This is a genomic window from Bdellovibrio sp. HCB337 (genome assembly GCF_047302465.1).
Taxonomy (GTDB): domain Bacteria; phylum Bdellovibrionota; class Bdellovibrionia; order Bdellovibrionales; family Bdellovibrionaceae; genus JACMRP01.
In genome coordinates, this window is the sequence record NZ_CP178621.1 from 111,252 (window position 1) to 127,612 (window position 16,361).

Below are 16,361 nucleotides of genomic sequence, written 5' to 3' on the forward strand. Positions count from 1 at the left end.
CCTAGCTAGTCTTCTTGATGATTGGATTCAAAGGACCCATCTTCGGGCCTTGAACAGGTTTTTGTTCTGTTGGTGCATTTGCAGGGCGTGGCTCATTCGAGAAAATTTCACGAGGAATCACAACACCTTTGTCACTCAGCTTCTGGATAAAGCTGGGGACAACCCCTGTAGATTGGAAAGAACCTTGAATACGACGATTTTTATCATAGCCGGTTTCTTTGAAACGGAAGATTTCCGCCAAAGTAACTACGTCACCTTGTAAGCCGGAAACTTCGGTGATGCTAAGAACTTTACGACTACCATCTGATAAACGAGAAATCTGTACAATCAAGTTCACGGCGCCCGCGATTTGCTCGCGGATCGCACGTATTGGCAAATCCATACCTGACATCAAACACAGAGTTTCAAGACGGGCGAGACATTCACGTGGACTGTTCGCATGAGTCGTTGTCATTGAACCATCGTGACCGGTGTTCATAGCTTGAAGCATATCTAAGGCGGCGCCGTCACGGCACTCACCGACGATGATGCGATCAGGACGCATACGCAGAGCATTTTTAATCAGATCTCGAATAGTGATCGCGTTGGATCCTTCCATTGAAGGCGGACGGGTTTCCAAGCGCACAACGTGCTCCTGTTGCAGTTGCAATTCGGCCGCGTCCTCGACAGTGATAACACGTTCGTTGGACGGGATAAATGATGACATCATATTTAACAACGATGTTTTACCGGAACCGGTACCACCACTGATGACAACATTTAGACCGTTTTCCACGCAGATACGCAGGAAATCAATCATAGGCTTGGTGATACTTCCGTACTCCGCATATTTTTCCGGAGTAATACCGCCTTTTTTAAATTTACGAATAGTTAAAGCGGGGCCATCGATTGCCAGTGGTTCAATCACGGCATTCACACGGCTTCCGTCTTTCAAGCGGGCATCTACATACGGAGTCGATTCATTGATCTGACGACCAAGCGGTGTCACGATACGCTCAATGATACGACGAAGGTGATCATTGGATGTAAATGTCACGGGACTTAGTTGCACTTTGCCTGATTTCTCTAAGAAAATCTTTTTATGACCATTCACCATGATCTCTGTAACATTTGGGTCTGCCAAAAGATCCTCAAGCGGACCTAAACCAAGAGCTTCTTCCAAAACCTCTTTGATGATCTTAGAGCGCTCATCACGAGCTAAATCAGGTCCTTCACGATCTGCAATCAATGTGATTTCACGACGAGTTTTTTCGCGAACTTCTTTTTCTTTATTTTCGTCGCCCTTAGTGTCTAGCAAGAGCTTCTTGAGATCCACAGTACGAATCAACTCAGAGTGAATACGAAGTTTCAATTGAGTTCTTGGATCAGCTACGCCCGAATGAGAGCTTGATGACGAAGATCCACCACTTGCAGATTCACTAGCAGCTGGAGCAGCCGGTTTTGGGCGCGCCAGAGATTTCAGTCTTTGTAAGACGCCACCACTCAATTTACGAACGGTTTCATAGTAGGCAGAAGTGATTGGTGCCTTTGGCTGACCAATCACAAAGGGCTGAAACTTTTGGATAGAAGCCATTGCTGTGACTTCATCCTGTGGAATAATTCCAAGAGGCGCGAGTTGTAACTGACCCGCAATTGCCTGCGGTGAAAGCCCTGTTGGTGAAGCTTTATTAATAACAAGCTGGAACATATCCTTAGGGAACGTGTTCGAGAGAAGCTCGTTTATCAGACGCAAAGTTTGAGTCACAACAAGAACTTCAGGTGTCGTTACGATCATAATGGCAGTTGCTTCTTGAAGAACGGCCATTTGCAGTGGGCCTAAATCATTGCCGATGTCGATAACAATGAACTTAAACTGACGGCTAAAGAACTCGAGCTGTTTTAAAACCAAGTCTGGCGAAATATTTAGAGTCTCTTCAGGGCCACGCACGGCGCCCAAGTAAGCAAGGCCACTTGGATGCATGGTTAAAAGAGAATTCATATTTTGCGCATTTACGGAACTTGTCATGGTCGCAAGTTCCTTCAGAGTTTTGTTTGGTTTTAAACCCATGATCACGTTTTGATCGCCGACACTTTTACTGTCGCCATCAATCAAAAGAACTTGGGTACGGAGCTCTGTCATCAAAGCAAGCGAGAAGTTAGCGGCGAAAATACTTTTTCCAACGCCACCTTTACCACCTACAACAACGATAAGATTACAATTCGGATTTAATGCCAAGAGTCCTCCGTACTCCATATCGGAAGAAAAGCATGCTTTAAGAAGACCAGATCTCGGAGCAGAATGAGGGAAACAAAAAGGCCAGCTCTCTGGCTGGCCTAGACTTTAATCGCGAAGTCTGAACTTCTTTTTGATTTGCTCAGCGCCCGCACTAGCAGAGGTCTTAATGACCGGAGTCACGAAGACAACGAACTGACTTTGATTTCGTTGGAAGTTCTTCGAAGCATACAGAGTGATAAGTGGATTTTTCACGTCACTCGGCATACGGTTGTAACCAGTCGAAGAAGCATTACGAATCAAACCACCCACAGCGGCACTTTGGCGATCACGCACTACGATCGTAGATTGGATCGTGTTAGAGCTTGTGATCGGAGCGCCATTTTGGCCAGAACCCAAAAGGTTGCTAAGCGCAAATTCCATATCCATGTGCACGCTTCCTGATTTTTCACCCAAGATAACTGGCGTCACAGCAGACTTGATACCTACTTCTGCAAATGCAGTCCCTGGTTGACCGTCTTTACCGATCACAGAGTAAGGCATATTAGTAAGTTGCTTGATTTCACCTTTTTTACCATCTTGAATAATCAAACTAGTACTTTCAAGAATACGCGCATGGCCGTGTTCTTTTGCCCAGTTCAATCGAGGCAACAAGTTTGAAACAACCCCAGTGATAGAGCTAACTACACCACCCGGAGAATTTGAACTTGATTGGAATTGTAACTGAGAACCATCATCCAATTGCGGAGTGAATTGGAATTTGAAGGCTTTTGAATAGTCTTTATTTAATTCTACATAGTGAACAACCAACTGGATCATTTTTGAAGGAGGAGCCGGAGCTTGCTCTTTCACTGTGATCAAGTTGATAACACCGTCATTTGCAGGCTTACGGCGTTTGATCAGACCTTTTTCCTCTGCGGCTTCAACCACGATGTCAGGAACATAAGTCTTAGCGATGATCTCTGCGCGTGCGCGCTCGTCATCGTTGTTCGCAAGACCCTGCAAGATGAACTTGTCATTCACTGCACGGACTTCGATTTCTGGATTGTTGATATCACGAGAGATAAACTCTGCGATTTTCTTTTGAGCTAAAGGACTTAAAGTCACCAAAGACGATGCTTGATCACCGAATTGGTTTACAACGTTGAAGATACGGCTTAAGTCACGCGGCAAAAGAATTTGCCCGTCGACCACAACCTTGTTGTTCACAACTTTAATAGTGATACCTTCAATATCACCAAGAAGAGCGCGGATTTCTTTTACGACTTTGTCGAGTTTGCTCTTTTTAACGTCGATGCGAAATTCTGCAACCACTTTACCAGTCTTTTTATCGTGAATGGTCATAGTTGCAAAACCTTCGCCCTTTGGTTTGAAGCGAAGGACGTTGAGTTCTTTAGAATGTTCTGCAGTGACGATGCGACGGAAGTCGCCTTTGAATTCTACATCATCTGGGATCGGAGGAAGTTTTTCATCCTGCTCAATACCCAAAGTCAAATTGACAAAAGTGCGTGAACGGAACTTTTGTTCCTCGATTTGCTCCTCGTCTTGAGCGAAAGCAAATTGAAGTGAAAATGTAAGGAACAGCGATAACAAGATTTTGAGCTTCATACATCCCCCCTGATTGCCCGAAACGAACTTATAGAGTCTTAAATCCGTTTCTTCTCGGTGCGACTGGTGCAGCTCTTGGCGCAGGAGCCTGTGGCATTACCACTGGCGGTGCAACCGGGACCGCAGGTGTATCCATAGAAACGCTTGGTCTTCCCAAAACTGTATCCGCGCTTGAAGTCGGAAGTCGCGGAGGAACAGTGCGATCGTTTGGATTCCTCAAAGTCAGATAAATATTCCCCGGAGCAGTCGACAAAATGTAGACCAAGTCCTGAGCTTCTTTCTGAGTCGCCTCTACAGTAATTGTACTATATTTTGTGTCACCTGTGAGAGCAATTTGGCTTAAATTTTTACCACTAGAATCCAACTCGAATACGCGAGGGATGTTGTTCATTATATTTACACCAGCGGCTAAAACTACGACATCCTGAAGGAGCGTCTGTACTTCTCTCTTCTGGTTAATTCCTTTCCCAGTGTCGACAGCGGCTAAAATATCAACACGGTCTCCTGGGCGTATCAATTTGGCAACACCACGAACTTCGTCGACAGGAATGGTAATCGCACGTTTGCTAGGAGCAATCTGCAATGAAATCCCTGTATCCGGTCCTGGAGTCAATAGGCTGTTTTTTACGAGGATCTGGCCCTTCTTAATAGGCACAGCAGCTACGTTTCCGACGATTTCGTCTGGATTTGAGACAGCGTCGGCATCTACGAACTCGCTCGGACGCTCAATCGTAGTCAGCATCGTATCGTAAATTGTGCGCATCTCTGCGATATCTTCTTTAGCGATAACAACAGTTTTAAGGGATCCGTATTTTTTGTTATATTCAGAACGCTTCTCTTGTGACCAGCTATAAAGCAAGACAGCAGCAAAGGCGCCGGCGGCAATTGATAGCCATAAATTTCTTGTCTCGTTCGATCCCATAGCTGATCCCCTTAGTTAGGCGCGCATTTCGCGTTCAAACAGATCCCATACTGCGGTCGCACCCACAGTGGATTCACCCCGCTGTTATCGGTGAATCTCTTCCCATCTTTCACGCTGTAAACTTGTGTATTATGAATGTCTCTTGATCCAGTAGCTTCAAGCTGCGCCAAAAAATCAATCGGGCGGCCTGTCGCTACGAAGCGATCATCACTTTTCATTTTATCACTGACTGTCGCATGGATACGCATATTTTGAGTTTGGTAAGAAACTTTACTGTTAGCATCTACGCTCGTACGAAGGTACATCAGGTTCGAGCGATGACGGAAAGTTTCAAACGCATAGTTACGAGCAGACATCGAATTTAGAATGCCTGTATGAATCGCGCCGAAAAATCCCAACGAGAAATTAAAAAGCAGGATAATGATGATCATGATAGGAATAAGCTCCATGATCGCCATGCCTTTTTCATTTTTTACAAGTGATTTAGAGGAACGGGCTTTTAACATCCGTTATCCTCCATCGGTATATACTCTTGCTCAGAGTTATTGCCTGCGATTTTATTAAACCGCTCATCAAGACCCATAATGGCCTTGTAGCGCTGTTCTTTGATTTGCTTACGACATTCCTCGGAGCTTGGCTCACGGATCATCAATCCAGTAAGAAAAGCTTTAAACCCACCTGCATTCGGGTCGGTGGATCCTAACAAAGGAATTTTCAGATCTAACATCTTAGCTTCAAAACTAAGACGGATTCCCACTTGAGGAACCCCTTTGACGCCATTTTCTTCTTTCGGATAGCGATCAGCGAAGTTTTTTCCGCTTTCGCCGGCCCCACGAATTTCTAAATTGCCGATTTCAAACCAGCCATTACTGAAAAGCGGGCGAAGAACTTTGTTTTTTTGTAGACTTGCAAATTTGTCTTTAGCGGCCTTTTCTTGGTCATCCTGCGTTTTGTGTGCAGCTGCATGAGCACGGCTGACTGAATAGGCAATGTATTGACCAACTTCAGCCATCGAAAGTGTAAATGCTAGGCAGAAAAAGACGACGCAAAGGCCAGAGGCAATGACGATAGAAAAAAGAAAATCCGCCGCAAGAAAGCCTTGCGAACCTTTTAGCAGAACTGCTGGATTTCCTTTCCTTGAATTCATAGTCTTCCTATTTGGGGTCTAAACTTAGGCTTCGGCCGACCTGATTCGGATGCTTTTTTGCCGCCGCATCGGGGGCTTCCCAGCTTCCGCTTTCAATCATCCCAGCTACTCGCTCCCACGGTCCGGAAATAAAACTGCCAAGAACATTGCCATCTCTCAAAGTTCGAAGACCAAGAGAGAGCAAACCGAGGGATAAAACCATCAGCAAAACTGCTTCTACTACAAATTGGCCGCGATTATTTTTTAAATTCATACTCGGCCTCCTTGAGATTAGGGTTCAGCGTCCCAGGCATTTCTTTCGTTATTGGGTTTGAAGCCATCACCGGTGATCAATTGCTTTTCTACACGCAACGCTAATACAGGGCCTGATTTTTTGAAGGCGTCTTTCGGCGCCTCCGCAAAATATTTCAGTCCTATAAAGAACACTGCGAATAGCAAAAGAATGTATTCAACGGTCATCGGACCCTCGCAACGGTATTAGTTGCCGTTAAAGCCCTGAATACTTTGGTTCAATTCACCAAGTTTTCCGTCAACTGCGGTCTTGATTTTATCTTTGAACAACACAACTAGGGCAACGACTACAACTAAGAGTAGGATATACTCAGTTGCTCCTTGGCCGGATTGGTTTTTGATCAGCTTTCTAGAAAAAGATTTGAACGACTTCATAGTTGTTCCCCCTTAGTATGACTATCGGCTTATTTCGGGAATCTCTGAAGAGGGGCTTGATTTTTTTAAAAAATGAGTGAATTGTCTCAGTATGAGACGTTGGACTTGTTTACCGACCTAAGTCGCTTGTGTTTTGGACTTATTGACGGGAAAATTTTGCCCACTTAAAGTAAGTTAAACAATTGATTGGACCAGAGGAGAAAGAAAAGAAATGCCCAAGCAGCTCGTTGTGCTTTACGTAGTTTGTGTCGTTGCTCTGTTTTTGGTAAACGTCGCCGTTAGTTAATAGACCGTCTTAGTTCTTAAGATGGTAAATATCTGGGTAGTTACGACCCAGTTCTTCAGAGTCCATTCCATAACCCACTACATATCTGTCATCGATAGTTTTTCCGATGTAATCTGCGCGGATTGGAAGTTCGCGACGTGCTGGTTTATCTAGCAAGGTCACGATTTTCAATGAAGCTGGTGCCGATGCGAACAAACGGTTGCGAAGGAAGCTAAGTGTACGGCCTGTATCGATGATCTCTTCAACGATGATCACGTGTTTTCCGGCAATATTCACCGAGATGTCCTTAACGATCTTAATCGCGCCACCTTTTTCAACCGCGGTGACATAGACGAAGTCCACTTGTTGTGGAAGGTCGATTTGTCTCATCAAATCTGCGGTGAAGTGAACGGATCCACGCAAAGGACAAACAAAGACAATCTCTTTTCCTTCGTAATCGTACTCGATTTGCTTAGCTATTTGCCCAACAAGTTCGTTGATTTCTTCGCGGGTTAGGAAAGGAACCATTTCGTCTTTAATTTGTCGCATGTTGTATGCCTCTACAGTTCAATGGATGTAATGCCAGCTGCTTGGGCCATCTTAAGATAGCGTAAAGCCTCAGGGTGTTGTGGATCGCGCATCAGGATATTCTCCCACTGCTCCGTCGCCTCAGCAATATTGTTTGAGTTGTAATAAATAACTCCGAGCTTTAGGCGGGCTGGAATAAAGTGTGGATACTCACGAATTAAGGCGCGAAGATCTTTGACCGCGCGTTCAGTTTGTCCCAATTGGACATAGACCTCGGCAATACGCATAGTGATTTCAGATTTGCGTGTGGACAACTTTTGAGCTTTCAGAAGTTGCTCCAAAGCCTCGTTGAATCTTTTGTATTGGAAATACAGGTCTGCCAACTCTTCATGTTTAGAAGACAGCTTTTCATCGATGAAAGGATCGTTTTTGCCAGTCTTTTTCTCGAGCTGCGTTTGCGCTTCGACAAAGACTTGCTTGCCCTCTTCGTATTTTCCAAGGTCGTTCAAAATGATTGAAAGACCAACGCTGGCATCCGTGTAAGTAGGATCAATCTCCAAAGCACGTTTGAAAGTCTTAATCGCTTTGCTGAACTGACCTTTGTCATAATAAATGGTCGCCAGCATCTGGTAAACTTCCGGATTGCGGGTGTTCTGCAAAAGCATTTGGCTCAAAATCGGTTCGGCCATTTTGTAATTGCCGTCGATGAAATACTCGCGAGCTTCAGAAAGCATATCGTCATTCAAAGATTTCATAGCTTCACTTCCTTTTGCGCGCGCTGAGCTTCCGAAGATTGCGGGAATTTAGCCATCAATTCTTTTAAGTATTTTTGAGCCTTGAAAGAATCCCCGATTTTATTCGCGGACATCGTCGCGCCATACAAGGCTTTCTCGTCGAATCCAAGTGTTGGATAAGTAGAAATCAAAGTTTCATAGCGCGAAAGAGCACTGTCATACATTTCGCGTTTGAAATAAAATGCGGCAATGTATTCTTCTTTACCTGCAAGCATCTTCAAAGTTTCGGTGCGTTTTTCGCCAGCCTCTTTTGTGTACTGAGAAGTTGGGAAGCGCTTAATGAACTCATCAAAACTTGAAATCACATCCTGGGCTACGGTCAAATCGCGATCCAAGGTGGATGGCAATTGGTTGTAGTAGCTCATGCCAACACGGAACATGACGTAATCGACTTGCGGATGTTTGGGGTGAAGTTCACGGAAAGCTTGGTAGCTAACCTGAGCTTCTGGGTAAGACTCTTGTTTGAAGTAAACATCAGCAATCGCAAGTTCAGATTTTGTTGCGAAGTTGCTGTACGGAAATTTATTTTTTACTTCAGTGTAACGACGAAGAGCTTCTTCATAACGTTCGTCTTTATCAAACTCTTCAGCCAACGCAAAAGCACCCTCAGGAGTGTCGCTTTTTTTGTCCATGGAAGAGCACGCAATGAGACCTGAAAAAACTAATAAAAGTGGAAGAAATTTGAGCCTTTGCATCATAGGCCCTTGAGTCTAATAAGGGCCCTTAGTCTAGTCAAAAGGCATTTTTGCCAGAAGTGCTCATCAGGCTGTCTTTTTTGACCCAACCGGTAAGTCCCCCGGGATAGCTGACCTGAATCCAGTCATTTGCAGCGTTTCTGACAATCACCTCAAAACCCTCGTAGAGGTCAAACAGGCCACTTTGGCCCTCTCCCGGAGCAGTTAGGGCGCTAACTTTTCCAGCAATAACGGTCGCGCGCGGGATGCTGAGGTCATAAATTTTCAAAAGAGTGAAGGAAATCGAAAGAGCCAAGCCGATCGAAAGCAACAAACCGATGACCGGAGTGCTCGGTGGAGCTGTTTCTGCTTCGAAAGCTTTGCGACGGCGTCCCAAATATTGCAGCCACAAAAAGCCGCTTGAGAATAACAAAAGAGTACTCAGTAAGTGAAAACCGTTCAGAGAAACAGCGTTCAAAATGCTAGAACGCAAACGCTCATAGGTTTCGATTTGATGAGGAATTTCTTTTACTTCTAATTGCGATAAAACGAATGTCAGTGCGGCCTCTGCGACACTTTGCGAAGGGTCCACAAAGAGCGCGCGTCGAAACATGGCAATCGACAGGCCCTTCTTTTGAGTTTGAAAGTAACTAAGGCCCAAATCCGTCATAACGGTGGAGCTCTCAGGATGTAAGTCTAGGGCTTTTTCAAAGTTAAAAATGGCGTCTTCAAACTTCTTTTCCTGATAGTTTTTCGTGCCGCGGCTGAAATACTCCTCAAAACTAAGTTTGTCGTTATTAGCAGGTTTAACCTCTGGGCTTTGGTCTTGCAAAGAGGGAACGGTTTTGCTTTCGGCAGCCTTTGAATCTTCGGAGGATTGCGTTGTTGTCGGCGCTCCAGATGCGTGCGTCGTCGCTGGTGTTTCCGCGTGAACAGATGGTATGAAAGCCAAGAATGCGAATATGAGTTTTAATAACGAAGACATGGTTTGGAAATTGTACTAAACTGCAAAAATCAGTCAATTACCAATGGAAGGTTATAAAATGAATTCTCTGATTGGCCAGCAAATTGATCAGTCCACTAAAGTCCAAAATTTAATTAAAGAACTTGTTCAGGAAGTCACAAACCTGAATTCCCAAGTAAAAACAGTGCAAGCCCCACAACCAAACTTTGTCGATGCGGGGAAAACTTGGGTTGATAGAGCAGGACAATTCCGCGGTCGTCCGTTGCACTATCCTTATGTCGGGACCGGCGCAGGTCGTGGTCCTTTCGTAGAACTTGAAGATGGCAGTATCAAATTAGATCTAATCAACGGTATCGGCATTCATTTGATGGGCCATGGAAATCCACGCATTATGCAAGCGGCAGTTCGCGGCGCACTTTCTGACATCGTAACGCAAGGGAATTTGCAACCAAACAAAGAATATCAGCAGTTCACAGAAAAACTTGTGAAGCTTGCTGGCAAAAATAGCCGTTTGAAGTACGCGTGGCTTTCTACTTGCGGAACAATGGCAAATGAAAATGCTTTAAAGATTTCTCGTCAGAAAAACAGCCCGGCTCGTTTTGTAATGAGCTTCGCAAATGCTTTTGCGGGTCGTTCCACAATGATGGCAGAGGTTACTGACAATCCTGCGTATAAAGTGGGTCTGCCGACTTACAATGAAGTTTTGCGCGTTCCTTTCTTTGATAAACGCGACCCAAAAAGCGGCGAAAAAGCTTTGAATGCTATCAAAGACCATGTTGCGAAGAACGAGAAAAATATCTCTGCGTTTGCTTTTGAGCCGATGCTTGGCGAGGGCGGCTATCAAGCAGCTCCGCGGGAGTTCTTTGTTCCAATGCTTGAATTCTGTAAAGAAAAAGGCATCGCGATTTGGGCGGATGAAGTGCAAACGTTCACTCGCACAGGTGAACTTTTTGCTTTTGAAACCTTGGGCCTTGGCCAATACATCGACATCTGCACGCTTGCAAAAACAGCTCAGGTGGGCGCGACTCTTTACACAGAAGAATACAATCCAAAACCAGGTTTGATCGCGGGAACGTTCTCGGGATCTTCGACTTCACTCAGTGTTGGTTTGGAAATCCTTGAAATGCTTCAAGAAGGTTTCTTGGGTCCTAACGGCCGCATTATGCAAATCCACAAGCGTTTCATGTCAAAGTTAAACGAACTGAATGAAACAACTTGTAAGGGAAAAGTTCAGGATGCAGGCGGTATGGGTTTGATGATCGCTTTCACTCCGTTTGATGGTAAAAAAGAACAAGTGGATGCTTTGACCAAAAAACTTTTCAATAACGGTTTGGTCGGTTTCACTTGCGGTAAAGATCCTGTACGCGTTCGTTTTTTGGTGCCTGCAATTATTCAGGACGAAGAAATCGATTTGGCGATCAAGATTGTCGAGAAAACAATTCTTGAAGGGGTGTAATTGGATTTTATCGAAGCTTGCCGGAAATTCATCTCGATCGACAGCACACCCACTCACGGCAACAAAGAAGTTGCAGAGTATGCGGCTAAGCTCTGTCAAGAGCGCGGTCTGCATGTAGAGGTTCAGAAAGACTTCATCGGCGATATCGAGCATGTGAACGTGATTGCGCGACCTCAAGCAGAACGGCCTTCTATCGAGTTCTTGATGCAAACGCATTTAGACACGGTAGAGCCGGGACCCTTTCCGCTTTGGACATTTACAGAGTGCAATCCGTTTGATGCGACCATTATTGACGGTAAAATTTATGGACTTGGCGCTGCCGACGTAAAATTAGATTTTTTGTGTAAGCTCGAAGCGCTTGCTTCATTCGAAGGTCCACGCAACTGGAAGCTTCCACCGGTTTTGGTGGGAACTTATGGCGAAGAGCTTGGAATGCAAGGCGCACTCAGATTGATTCGAAAAAATAAAATCGCTGCAAAGATGGCTTTGATTGGCGAGCCTAGCGATTTGAAAATGATAAGCGCAGCAAAAGGTTATGCTTCTGTCGAAGTGCGAATCCCGTTCTCGCCAGAAGAAATTGCTTATCGCCAAGAACATAACCTAAAAGAAAGTACATCGACGCAAAGTAAGCTTTTCATCGGAAAAGCCGCGCATTCTTCAACTCCTCATTTGGGGGAAAGCGCGATTGCAAAGATGCTCGAATACCTTCAGCAGCTGCCGGATTCGGTCGCGTTGATGGAAATTGACGGTGGCGTGAATCATAATTCGGTTCCTAGTCACGCACTTTTGGAAATCGATATCGTTCCGAACTCTTCAAGACCGATTGTTTCCAAAGTCGTCAAAGTTTATGAGGCGGCGAAAAGCTTAGAAAAAGAATTCGCCAAATTTGTTGATAAAGATTTTTTTCCGTCTGAGCCCACTTTGAACATTGGCTTGATCAGAACTTACGAAGATCACGTGCTTATTGCCGGGTCTTGCCGTATTCCTCCGATCATTTCCAATGAAACGTATGAATCTTGGATGGAATATTTAAGAAAAGTCTGCGAAGAAAACGGGTCTCAGTTCCGAGTGACAGATTACAAGAAGCCTTTCCGTACAAACGAAACTTCTATTTTGGTGAAAGGCTGTCGCGACGAACTCAGAGCAATGGGTTTGTCGGAAGAACTTACCACGCAGCCTTCCACGAACGAGGCAAGCATCTTTTCCAGAACTGGAATAGATTGCTTGTGTTTCGGACCGGGGAAGCGTGAAGGGAATGTTCACACACCTTCAGAGCATGTGGCCGTTGAAGACCTCCACAAGGCCGTAGAGTTTTACAAACGTGTGATTGAAAGGTTTTGTTTATGAGTTTTGTGGTCAGAGCTGTCCGTCACGAGGACTTGGCTCAGCTAGTGGATCTAGCCAAACAGTTTTCACTCTTGAATCTGCCCGGGGATCGTAAAGTTCTCAGCCAAAAGATTGACCGTAGCGAACAATCTTTTGCCGGAAAACTTCCGAAGGACCAGGCAGAGTATCTTTTTGTGCTCGAAGACATCGAAGAAAAGACGATCGTCGGCAGCTCATTAGTAATTGCAAAGCATGGCTCTGAAGATGTTCCACATTGTTTCTTTAAAATTTTAAAGCGCGATATGTTCAGCCAAGATTTGGGAGTGGGCTTCATTCACCAAGTTCTACGTTTTCAATTGGATACTGACGGACCGACCGAGATCGGTGGTCTTTTGGTGGATAAAACATATCGCCGTCGGCCTGAAAAACTTGGTAAACAAATCAGTCTTGCAAGATTCCTTTATATGGCTCTTCATCCCGATCGATTTGAAGGCCGCGTTCTTTGCGAACTGACTCCGCCACTCACCGATGAAGGACGTAGCGAGTTCTGGGAAGCTTTGGGCCGTCGATTCACGGGTCTTCCTTATCAGGAAGCAGATCTTCTAAGCCAAAGCCATAAAGAGTTCATCGAAAGTTTGTTTCCAAAAGATGATATTTATTTAGGGCTTCTAGATGGCAAAGCACGTTTGGTGTTGGGCCGTGTTGGTGAAGCAACTAAACCTGCTCAGCACTTGCTTGAAAGTATTGGTTTTGAATATCTTGAGGAAGTGGATCCTTTTGATGGAGGACCTCACTACGGCGCAAACACAGAAGATATTTTGCCAATTAAATTAGGACGCCGGGTAAAGTTGGCAGATTTTAAGGATGCGACTTACAAAGAACAAGGTATGATCGGTACAGGCGGAGAAATTTTCCGTGCTGCTTTGGCCTCTTATGATTTACGTGGTGACGAAGTAGCAATCCCTAAAAAAATCCGCGAGTCTCTCGAGGTTGAGATTGGGGATGAAGTATTTATTTCTCCGTTTAGCTATTCGAAAAGAAAGGAACAGACCTAAGATATGACGCAAATTTTTTCTATTAAACACCAAGGGGACTTCATTGCGGGTCGTTTCGTTCCGGTAGAAAAAGGCGATGGCGAATTTAAAGACATCAGCCCTGCGGATTTGAACGATCAAATCATGACAGTGAAATTCAAATACGATCATATTGATGAAGCCTGTTTGGCGGCGAAAAAAGCTTTCCCAGGTTGGGCACGTCTTACTTTAGACGAAAGAAAAACATATCTTTTGCGTTTGAAAGAAATTTTCGACACGCATACTGAGCAAATGGCTCAGTTAATTTCTCGTGATACTGGAAAACCACTTTGGGATTCCATGACCGAGGCCAAAAACCTTGGTAATAAGATTGATATCACTCTGAATAACTCTTTAAAGCTGATTAACGAAACACATATTCCAAATGCTCTTCCGGGTGTTGAAGGTGTTGTTCGTCATAGAGCTCGTGGTGTGATGGCGGTGTTGGGTCCGTTTAACTTCCCGGCGCATTTGCCAAACGGTCATATCGTTCCAGCTTTGATTTCTGGAAACACGATTGTCTTTAAGCCTTCTGAACAAACTCCAGCGGTGGGTCAGTTCATGGCTCAATTGATTGAAAAAGCAGAGTTCCCACCGGGCGTGTTCAACTTGGTTCAAGGGGACGGGGAATCTGGAAGACGTCTTAGCGCGAATGAAAATGTGGATGGAGTTCTCTTCACAGGTTCTTACGATGTGGGCCTTAAGATTAAGCAAGAAACCATGAGCCACTATTGGAAAATCCTTGCCCTTGAAATGGGCGGTAAGAACGCCACTGTGGTTTGGGACGATGCTGATATGGATAAGGCGATCTATGAAACATTGATCGGCTCTTATCTGAGCACAGGTCAGCGTTGCTCTGGAACTAGCCGTATTATCTTGCATGACAAAATTGCGGATGAGTTCACAGAGAAGTTCTACCAAGCGGCAAAAAAATTGACGATTGGCCACTGGAGCGAAAATACATTCATGGGTTCTTTGATCAATGCGGGTGCGGTAGATAAGTACATTCGCTTCCAAGAGATTGCTAACCGTGAAGGTTGCGAATCCATGATGCGCGGAAAAGCGCTGGATCTGAAACACAAGGGTTACTATGTAACTCCAAGTATTCATTTGGTGCCAAAGTTTGATCCAAACTCGGTTTATCAAAAGAGCGAGATCTTTGGTCCAAACGTCGCTATCTATAAGAGCTCTAACTTTGACGAGACACTAAATATTGTGAACTCAACAGGCTACGGCTTGGTGATGGCGCTCTTCTCGAAAAATAAATCTTTGTATGAAGAAGCTTTGCTCAGAGCTCGTGTGGGTCTGTTGAACTGGAACCGCACTACGAACGGCGCAAGCTCTCGTCTTCCGTTTGGTGGCATGGGAAAATCTGGAAACGATCGTCCGTCAGCGGACTATGCAATTCAATATTGCACAGTTCCTGTAGCGAGCCTCGAGGACCCTACGCCGTTTGATAAAACCAAAATGCTTCCGGGAATCACGTTATGAAAAAAGTCACATTGATTACTTTAATCGCGGTTCTAAGTCTTTTCGTCGCAGCAGGTGCGAGTGTGGGTTACATTGCCTATTCATTTTTAGGCAGCTCACCAAGCAACGACAGCACGGAAGTGATTTATGAAGTAAAACCGGGTCAAAGTTTCAATGCAGTGGCTAAAGATCTTGAAGAAAAAGGATTGCTGAAAAACGCTTTCGCTTTTTCTATGTATGCACGCGTGCTTAACGAGCGTGGCAATATGAAGCGTGGCGAGTATGCATTGCGCGCGGACATGAAACCTAGTGAAGTTCTTGGCGTGATTACTTCTGGTAAGAGCGTCTCAAAACCGTTCACTGTGGCGGAAGGTTTAAATATTTACGAGATCTCTGATTTGTATGAGAAGCAGGGTTTTGGTTTAAAAGCGGATTTCTTGACTCTTGTAAAGGATCGTACATTTGCGCAACAGCTTTTGGGTGAGCCTGTCGACAGTTTGGAAGGTTATCTATTTCCAGAAACCTACATGATTACAAAGTTTGATAACACCAAAGATTTAATTGCGTCGATGGTTCGCAGATTTCTAGCCGTCTATTCTGACATTGGCGCGGCTGCCGCTTTACCTGGTTGGAGCCGCAATCAAATCGTGACTCTAGCTAGTATCGTAGAAAAGGAGACTGGCGCAAAAGAGGATCGTCCGCTAGTTTCATCCGTTTTTCACAATCGTCTTGTTAAAAAGATGAAGCTTCAGACTGATCCCACGATTTTGTACGGGATGGCAGACCTTAGTGGGGTCATGCCAGACAATATTCGTAAAGACGATATTCTAAAACCGACTCGCTATAATACATATGTCATCAATGCTTTGCCTCCGGGACCTATTTCAAATCCGGGGCGTGAGTCTTTGATGGCGACCTTGAAACCGGCTTCTTCGAAGTATCTCTACTTCGTGAGCCGTAATGATGGAACGACGGTTTTCTCTGACGATCTTAGCAAGCACAATAAGGCTGTTCAGACCTTTCAAGTGAACTCTAAGGCGCGCGAAGGTAAATCTTGGCGCGATCTCAAAACGAGCAACACCGTAAACAAAAAATAAATAGCCAATTAAAATTCAAACAAACAAGTAAAATTCTATTTAGAAACCATTGATCGAAGTTGTTGAAATCCTTGAGTGAGCAAAGGGAACAATCAAATTTCGGACAATTTGAAACAGCTCACTTTAGGAATCCGAGCTTTCTTTCGAAATGAAAGGCAG

General features: G+C 44.7%; 17 protein-coding genes. 5 read left to right on the forward strand and 12 right to left on the reverse strand.

The features are described from left to right. Nucleotide 1: 1 nt before the first annotated feature. The 12 genes from ACLWBB_RS00575 to ACLWBB_RS00630 all read right to left on the reverse strand — a co-directional run bounded on the left by ACLWBB_RS00575 (nucleotide 2) and on the right by ACLWBB_RS00630 (nucleotide 9,801). Nucleotides 2-2,215: an ATPase, T2SS/T4P/T4SS family gene (locus ACLWBB_RS00575; protein ID WP_413289593.1), complete on the reverse strand. Its 2,214-nt coding sequence runs from the start codon at nucleotides 2,213-2,215 to the stop codon at nucleotides 2-4. Nucleotides 2,216-2,320: 105 nt separating this feature from the next. Further along, nucleotides 2,321-3,820, reverse strand: coding sequence for a pilus assembly protein (locus ACLWBB_RS00580; RefSeq protein WP_413289594.1), 1,500 nt, complete (start codon nucleotides 3,818-3,820; stop codon nucleotides 2,321-2,323). Nucleotides 3,821-3,848: 28 nt separating this feature from the next. Then, nucleotides 3,849-4,742, reverse strand: a complete 894-nt coding sequence (gene cpaB / locus ACLWBB_RS00585) for a Flp pilus assembly protein CpaB (protein ID WP_413289595.1) — start codon at nucleotides 4,740-4,742, stop codon at nucleotides 3,849-3,851. Nucleotides 4,743-4,753: 11 nt separating this feature from the next. Continuing rightward, entirely contained in the window at nucleotides 4,754-5,248 is a 495-nt protein-coding gene (locus tag ACLWBB_RS00590) for a hypothetical protein (protein WP_413289596.1), read from the reverse strand. Beyond that, entirely contained in the window at nucleotides 5,242-5,889 is a 648-nt protein-coding gene (locus ACLWBB_RS00595; RefSeq protein WP_413289597.1) for a hypothetical protein, read from the reverse strand. The genes ACLWBB_RS00590 and ACLWBB_RS00595 overlap by 7 nt, the downstream gene beginning before the upstream one ends. 7 nt (nucleotides 5,890-5,896) lie before the next feature. Continuing rightward, nucleotides 5,897-6,142, reverse strand: coding sequence for a hypothetical protein (locus ACLWBB_RS00600; RefSeq protein ID WP_413289598.1), 246 nt, complete (start codon nucleotides 6,140-6,142; stop codon nucleotides 5,897-5,899). A 17-nt stretch (nucleotides 6,143-6,159) separates the two neighbouring features. Then, complete coding sequence (locus tag ACLWBB_RS00605; protein ID WP_413289599.1) at nucleotides 6,160-6,348, reverse strand: hypothetical protein; 189 nt, start codon at nucleotides 6,346-6,348, stop codon at nucleotides 6,160-6,162. 18 nt (nucleotides 6,349-6,366) lie between these two features. Continuing rightward, nucleotides 6,367-6,555 (reverse strand): Flp1 family type IVb pilin, encoded by a 189-nt coding sequence (locus tag ACLWBB_RS00610; protein ID WP_413289600.1) that lies wholly within the window; start codon nucleotides 6,553-6,555, stop codon nucleotides 6,367-6,369. Between the two features lie 295 nt (nucleotides 6,556-6,850). Next, a complete protein-coding gene (hpt, locus tag ACLWBB_RS00615) occupies nucleotides 6,851-7,369 on the reverse strand; it encodes a hypoxanthine phosphoribosyltransferase (RefSeq protein WP_413289601.1) in 519 nt (172 codons plus the stop codon). 11 nt (nucleotides 7,370-7,380) lie between these two features. Beyond that, entirely contained in the window at nucleotides 7,381-8,103 is a 723-nt protein-coding gene (locus ACLWBB_RS00620) for a tetratricopeptide repeat protein (protein ID WP_413289602.1), read from the reverse strand. Further along, nucleotides 8,100-8,840, reverse strand: coding sequence for an outer membrane protein assembly factor BamD (locus ACLWBB_RS00625; RefSeq protein ID WP_413289603.1), 741 nt, complete (start codon nucleotides 8,838-8,840; stop codon nucleotides 8,100-8,102). Before ACLWBB_RS00625 ends, ACLWBB_RS00620 begins: the two co-directional genes overlap by 4 nt. Nucleotides 8,841-8,874: 34 nt before the next feature. After that, a complete protein-coding gene (locus tag ACLWBB_RS00630; protein WP_413289604.1) occupies nucleotides 8,875-9,801 on the reverse strand; it encodes a hypothetical protein in 927 nt (308 codons plus the stop codon). Between the two features lie 58 nt (nucleotides 9,802-9,859). Between ACLWBB_RS00630 and ACLWBB_RS00635 the strand changes: the two genes are divergently transcribed. From ACLWBB_RS00635 to mltG, 5 genes are read left to right on the forward strand one after another with little or no spacing between them, the layout of a single operon-like run. Continuing rightward, complete coding sequence (locus ACLWBB_RS00635; protein ID WP_413289605.1) at nucleotides 9,860-11,236, forward strand: aminotransferase class III-fold pyridoxal phosphate-dependent enzyme; 1,377 nt, start codon at nucleotides 9,860-9,862, stop codon at nucleotides 11,234-11,236. After that, on the forward strand, nucleotides 11,237-12,583 hold the full coding sequence (locus ACLWBB_RS00640; RefSeq protein ID WP_413289606.1) for a M20 family metallopeptidase: 1,347 nt from the start codon (nucleotides 11,237-11,239) through the stop codon (nucleotides 12,581-12,583). It begins immediately after the preceding gene. Further along, entirely contained in the window at nucleotides 12,580-13,617 is a 1,038-nt protein-coding gene (locus ACLWBB_RS00645; protein ID WP_413289607.1) for an arginine N-succinyltransferase, read from the forward strand. Before ACLWBB_RS00640 ends, ACLWBB_RS00645 begins: the two co-directional genes overlap by 4 nt. A 3-nt stretch (nucleotides 13,618-13,620) precedes the next feature. After that, entirely contained in the window at nucleotides 13,621-15,126 is a 1,506-nt protein-coding gene (locus tag ACLWBB_RS00650) for a succinylglutamate-semialdehyde dehydrogenase (protein ID WP_413289608.1), read from the forward strand. Next, nucleotides 15,123-16,202, forward strand: a complete 1,080-nt coding sequence (gene mltG / locus ACLWBB_RS00655) for an endolytic transglycosylase MltG (protein ID WP_413289609.1) — start codon at nucleotides 15,123-15,125, stop codon at nucleotides 16,200-16,202. Before ACLWBB_RS00650 ends, mltG begins: the two co-directional genes overlap by 4 nt. The last annotated feature ends 159 nt before the right edge of the window (nucleotides 16,203-16,361 follow it).

Coding starts and splice junctions, on each gene's coding strand:
- ACLWBB_RS00580 (WP_413289594.1), bottom strand. CDS start 3,820: ATGAAGCTCAAAATCTTGTTATCGCTGTTCCTTACATTTTCACTTCAA.
- cpaB (WP_413289595.1), bottom strand. CDS start 4,742: ATGGGATCGAACGAGACAAGAAATTTATGGCTATCAATTGCCGCCGGC.
- ACLWBB_RS00590 (WP_413289596.1), bottom strand. CDS start 5,248: ATGTTAAAAGCCCGTTCCTCTAAATCACTTGTAAAAAATGAAAAAGGC.
- ACLWBB_RS00595 (WP_413289597.1), bottom strand. CDS start 5,889: ATGAATTCAAGGAAAGGAAATCCAGCAGTTCTGCTAAAAGGTTCGCAA.
- ACLWBB_RS00600 (WP_413289598.1), bottom strand. CDS start 6,142: ATGAATTTAAAAAATAATCGCGGCCAATTTGTAGTAGAAGCAGTTTTG.
- ACLWBB_RS00605 (WP_413289599.1), bottom strand. CDS start 6,348: ATGACCGTTGAATACATTCTTTTGCTATTCGCAGTGTTCTTTATAGGA.
- ACLWBB_RS00610 (WP_413289600.1), bottom strand. CDS start 6,555: ATGAAGTCGTTCAAATCTTTTTCTAGAAAGCTGATCAAAAACCAATCC.
- hpt (WP_413289601.1), bottom strand. CDS start 7,369: ATGCGACAAATTAAAGACGAAATGGTTCCTTTCCTAACCCGCGAAGAA.
- ACLWBB_RS00620 (WP_413289602.1), bottom strand. CDS start 8,103: ATGAAATCTTTGAATGACGATATGCTTTCTGAAGCTCGCGAGTATTTC.
- ACLWBB_RS00625 (WP_413289603.1), bottom strand. CDS start 8,840: ATGATGCAAAGGCTCAAATTTCTTCCACTTTTATTAGTTTTTTCAGGT.
- ACLWBB_RS00630 (WP_413289604.1), bottom strand. CDS start 9,801: ATGTCTTCGTTATTAAAACTCATATTCGCATTCTTGGCTTTCATACCA.
- ACLWBB_RS00635 (WP_413289605.1), top strand. CDS start 9,860: ATGAATTCTCTGATTGGCCAGCAAATTGATCAGTCCACTAAAGTCCAA.
- ACLWBB_RS00645 (WP_413289607.1), top strand. CDS start 12,580: ATGAGTTTTGTGGTCAGAGCTGTCCGTCACGAGGACTTGGCTCAGCTA.
- ACLWBB_RS00650 (WP_413289608.1), top strand. CDS start 13,621: ATGACGCAAATTTTTTCTATTAAACACCAAGGGGACTTCATTGCGGGT.
- mltG (WP_413289609.1), top strand. CDS start 15,123: ATGAAAAAAGTCACATTGATTACTTTAATCGCGGTTCTAAGTCTTTTC.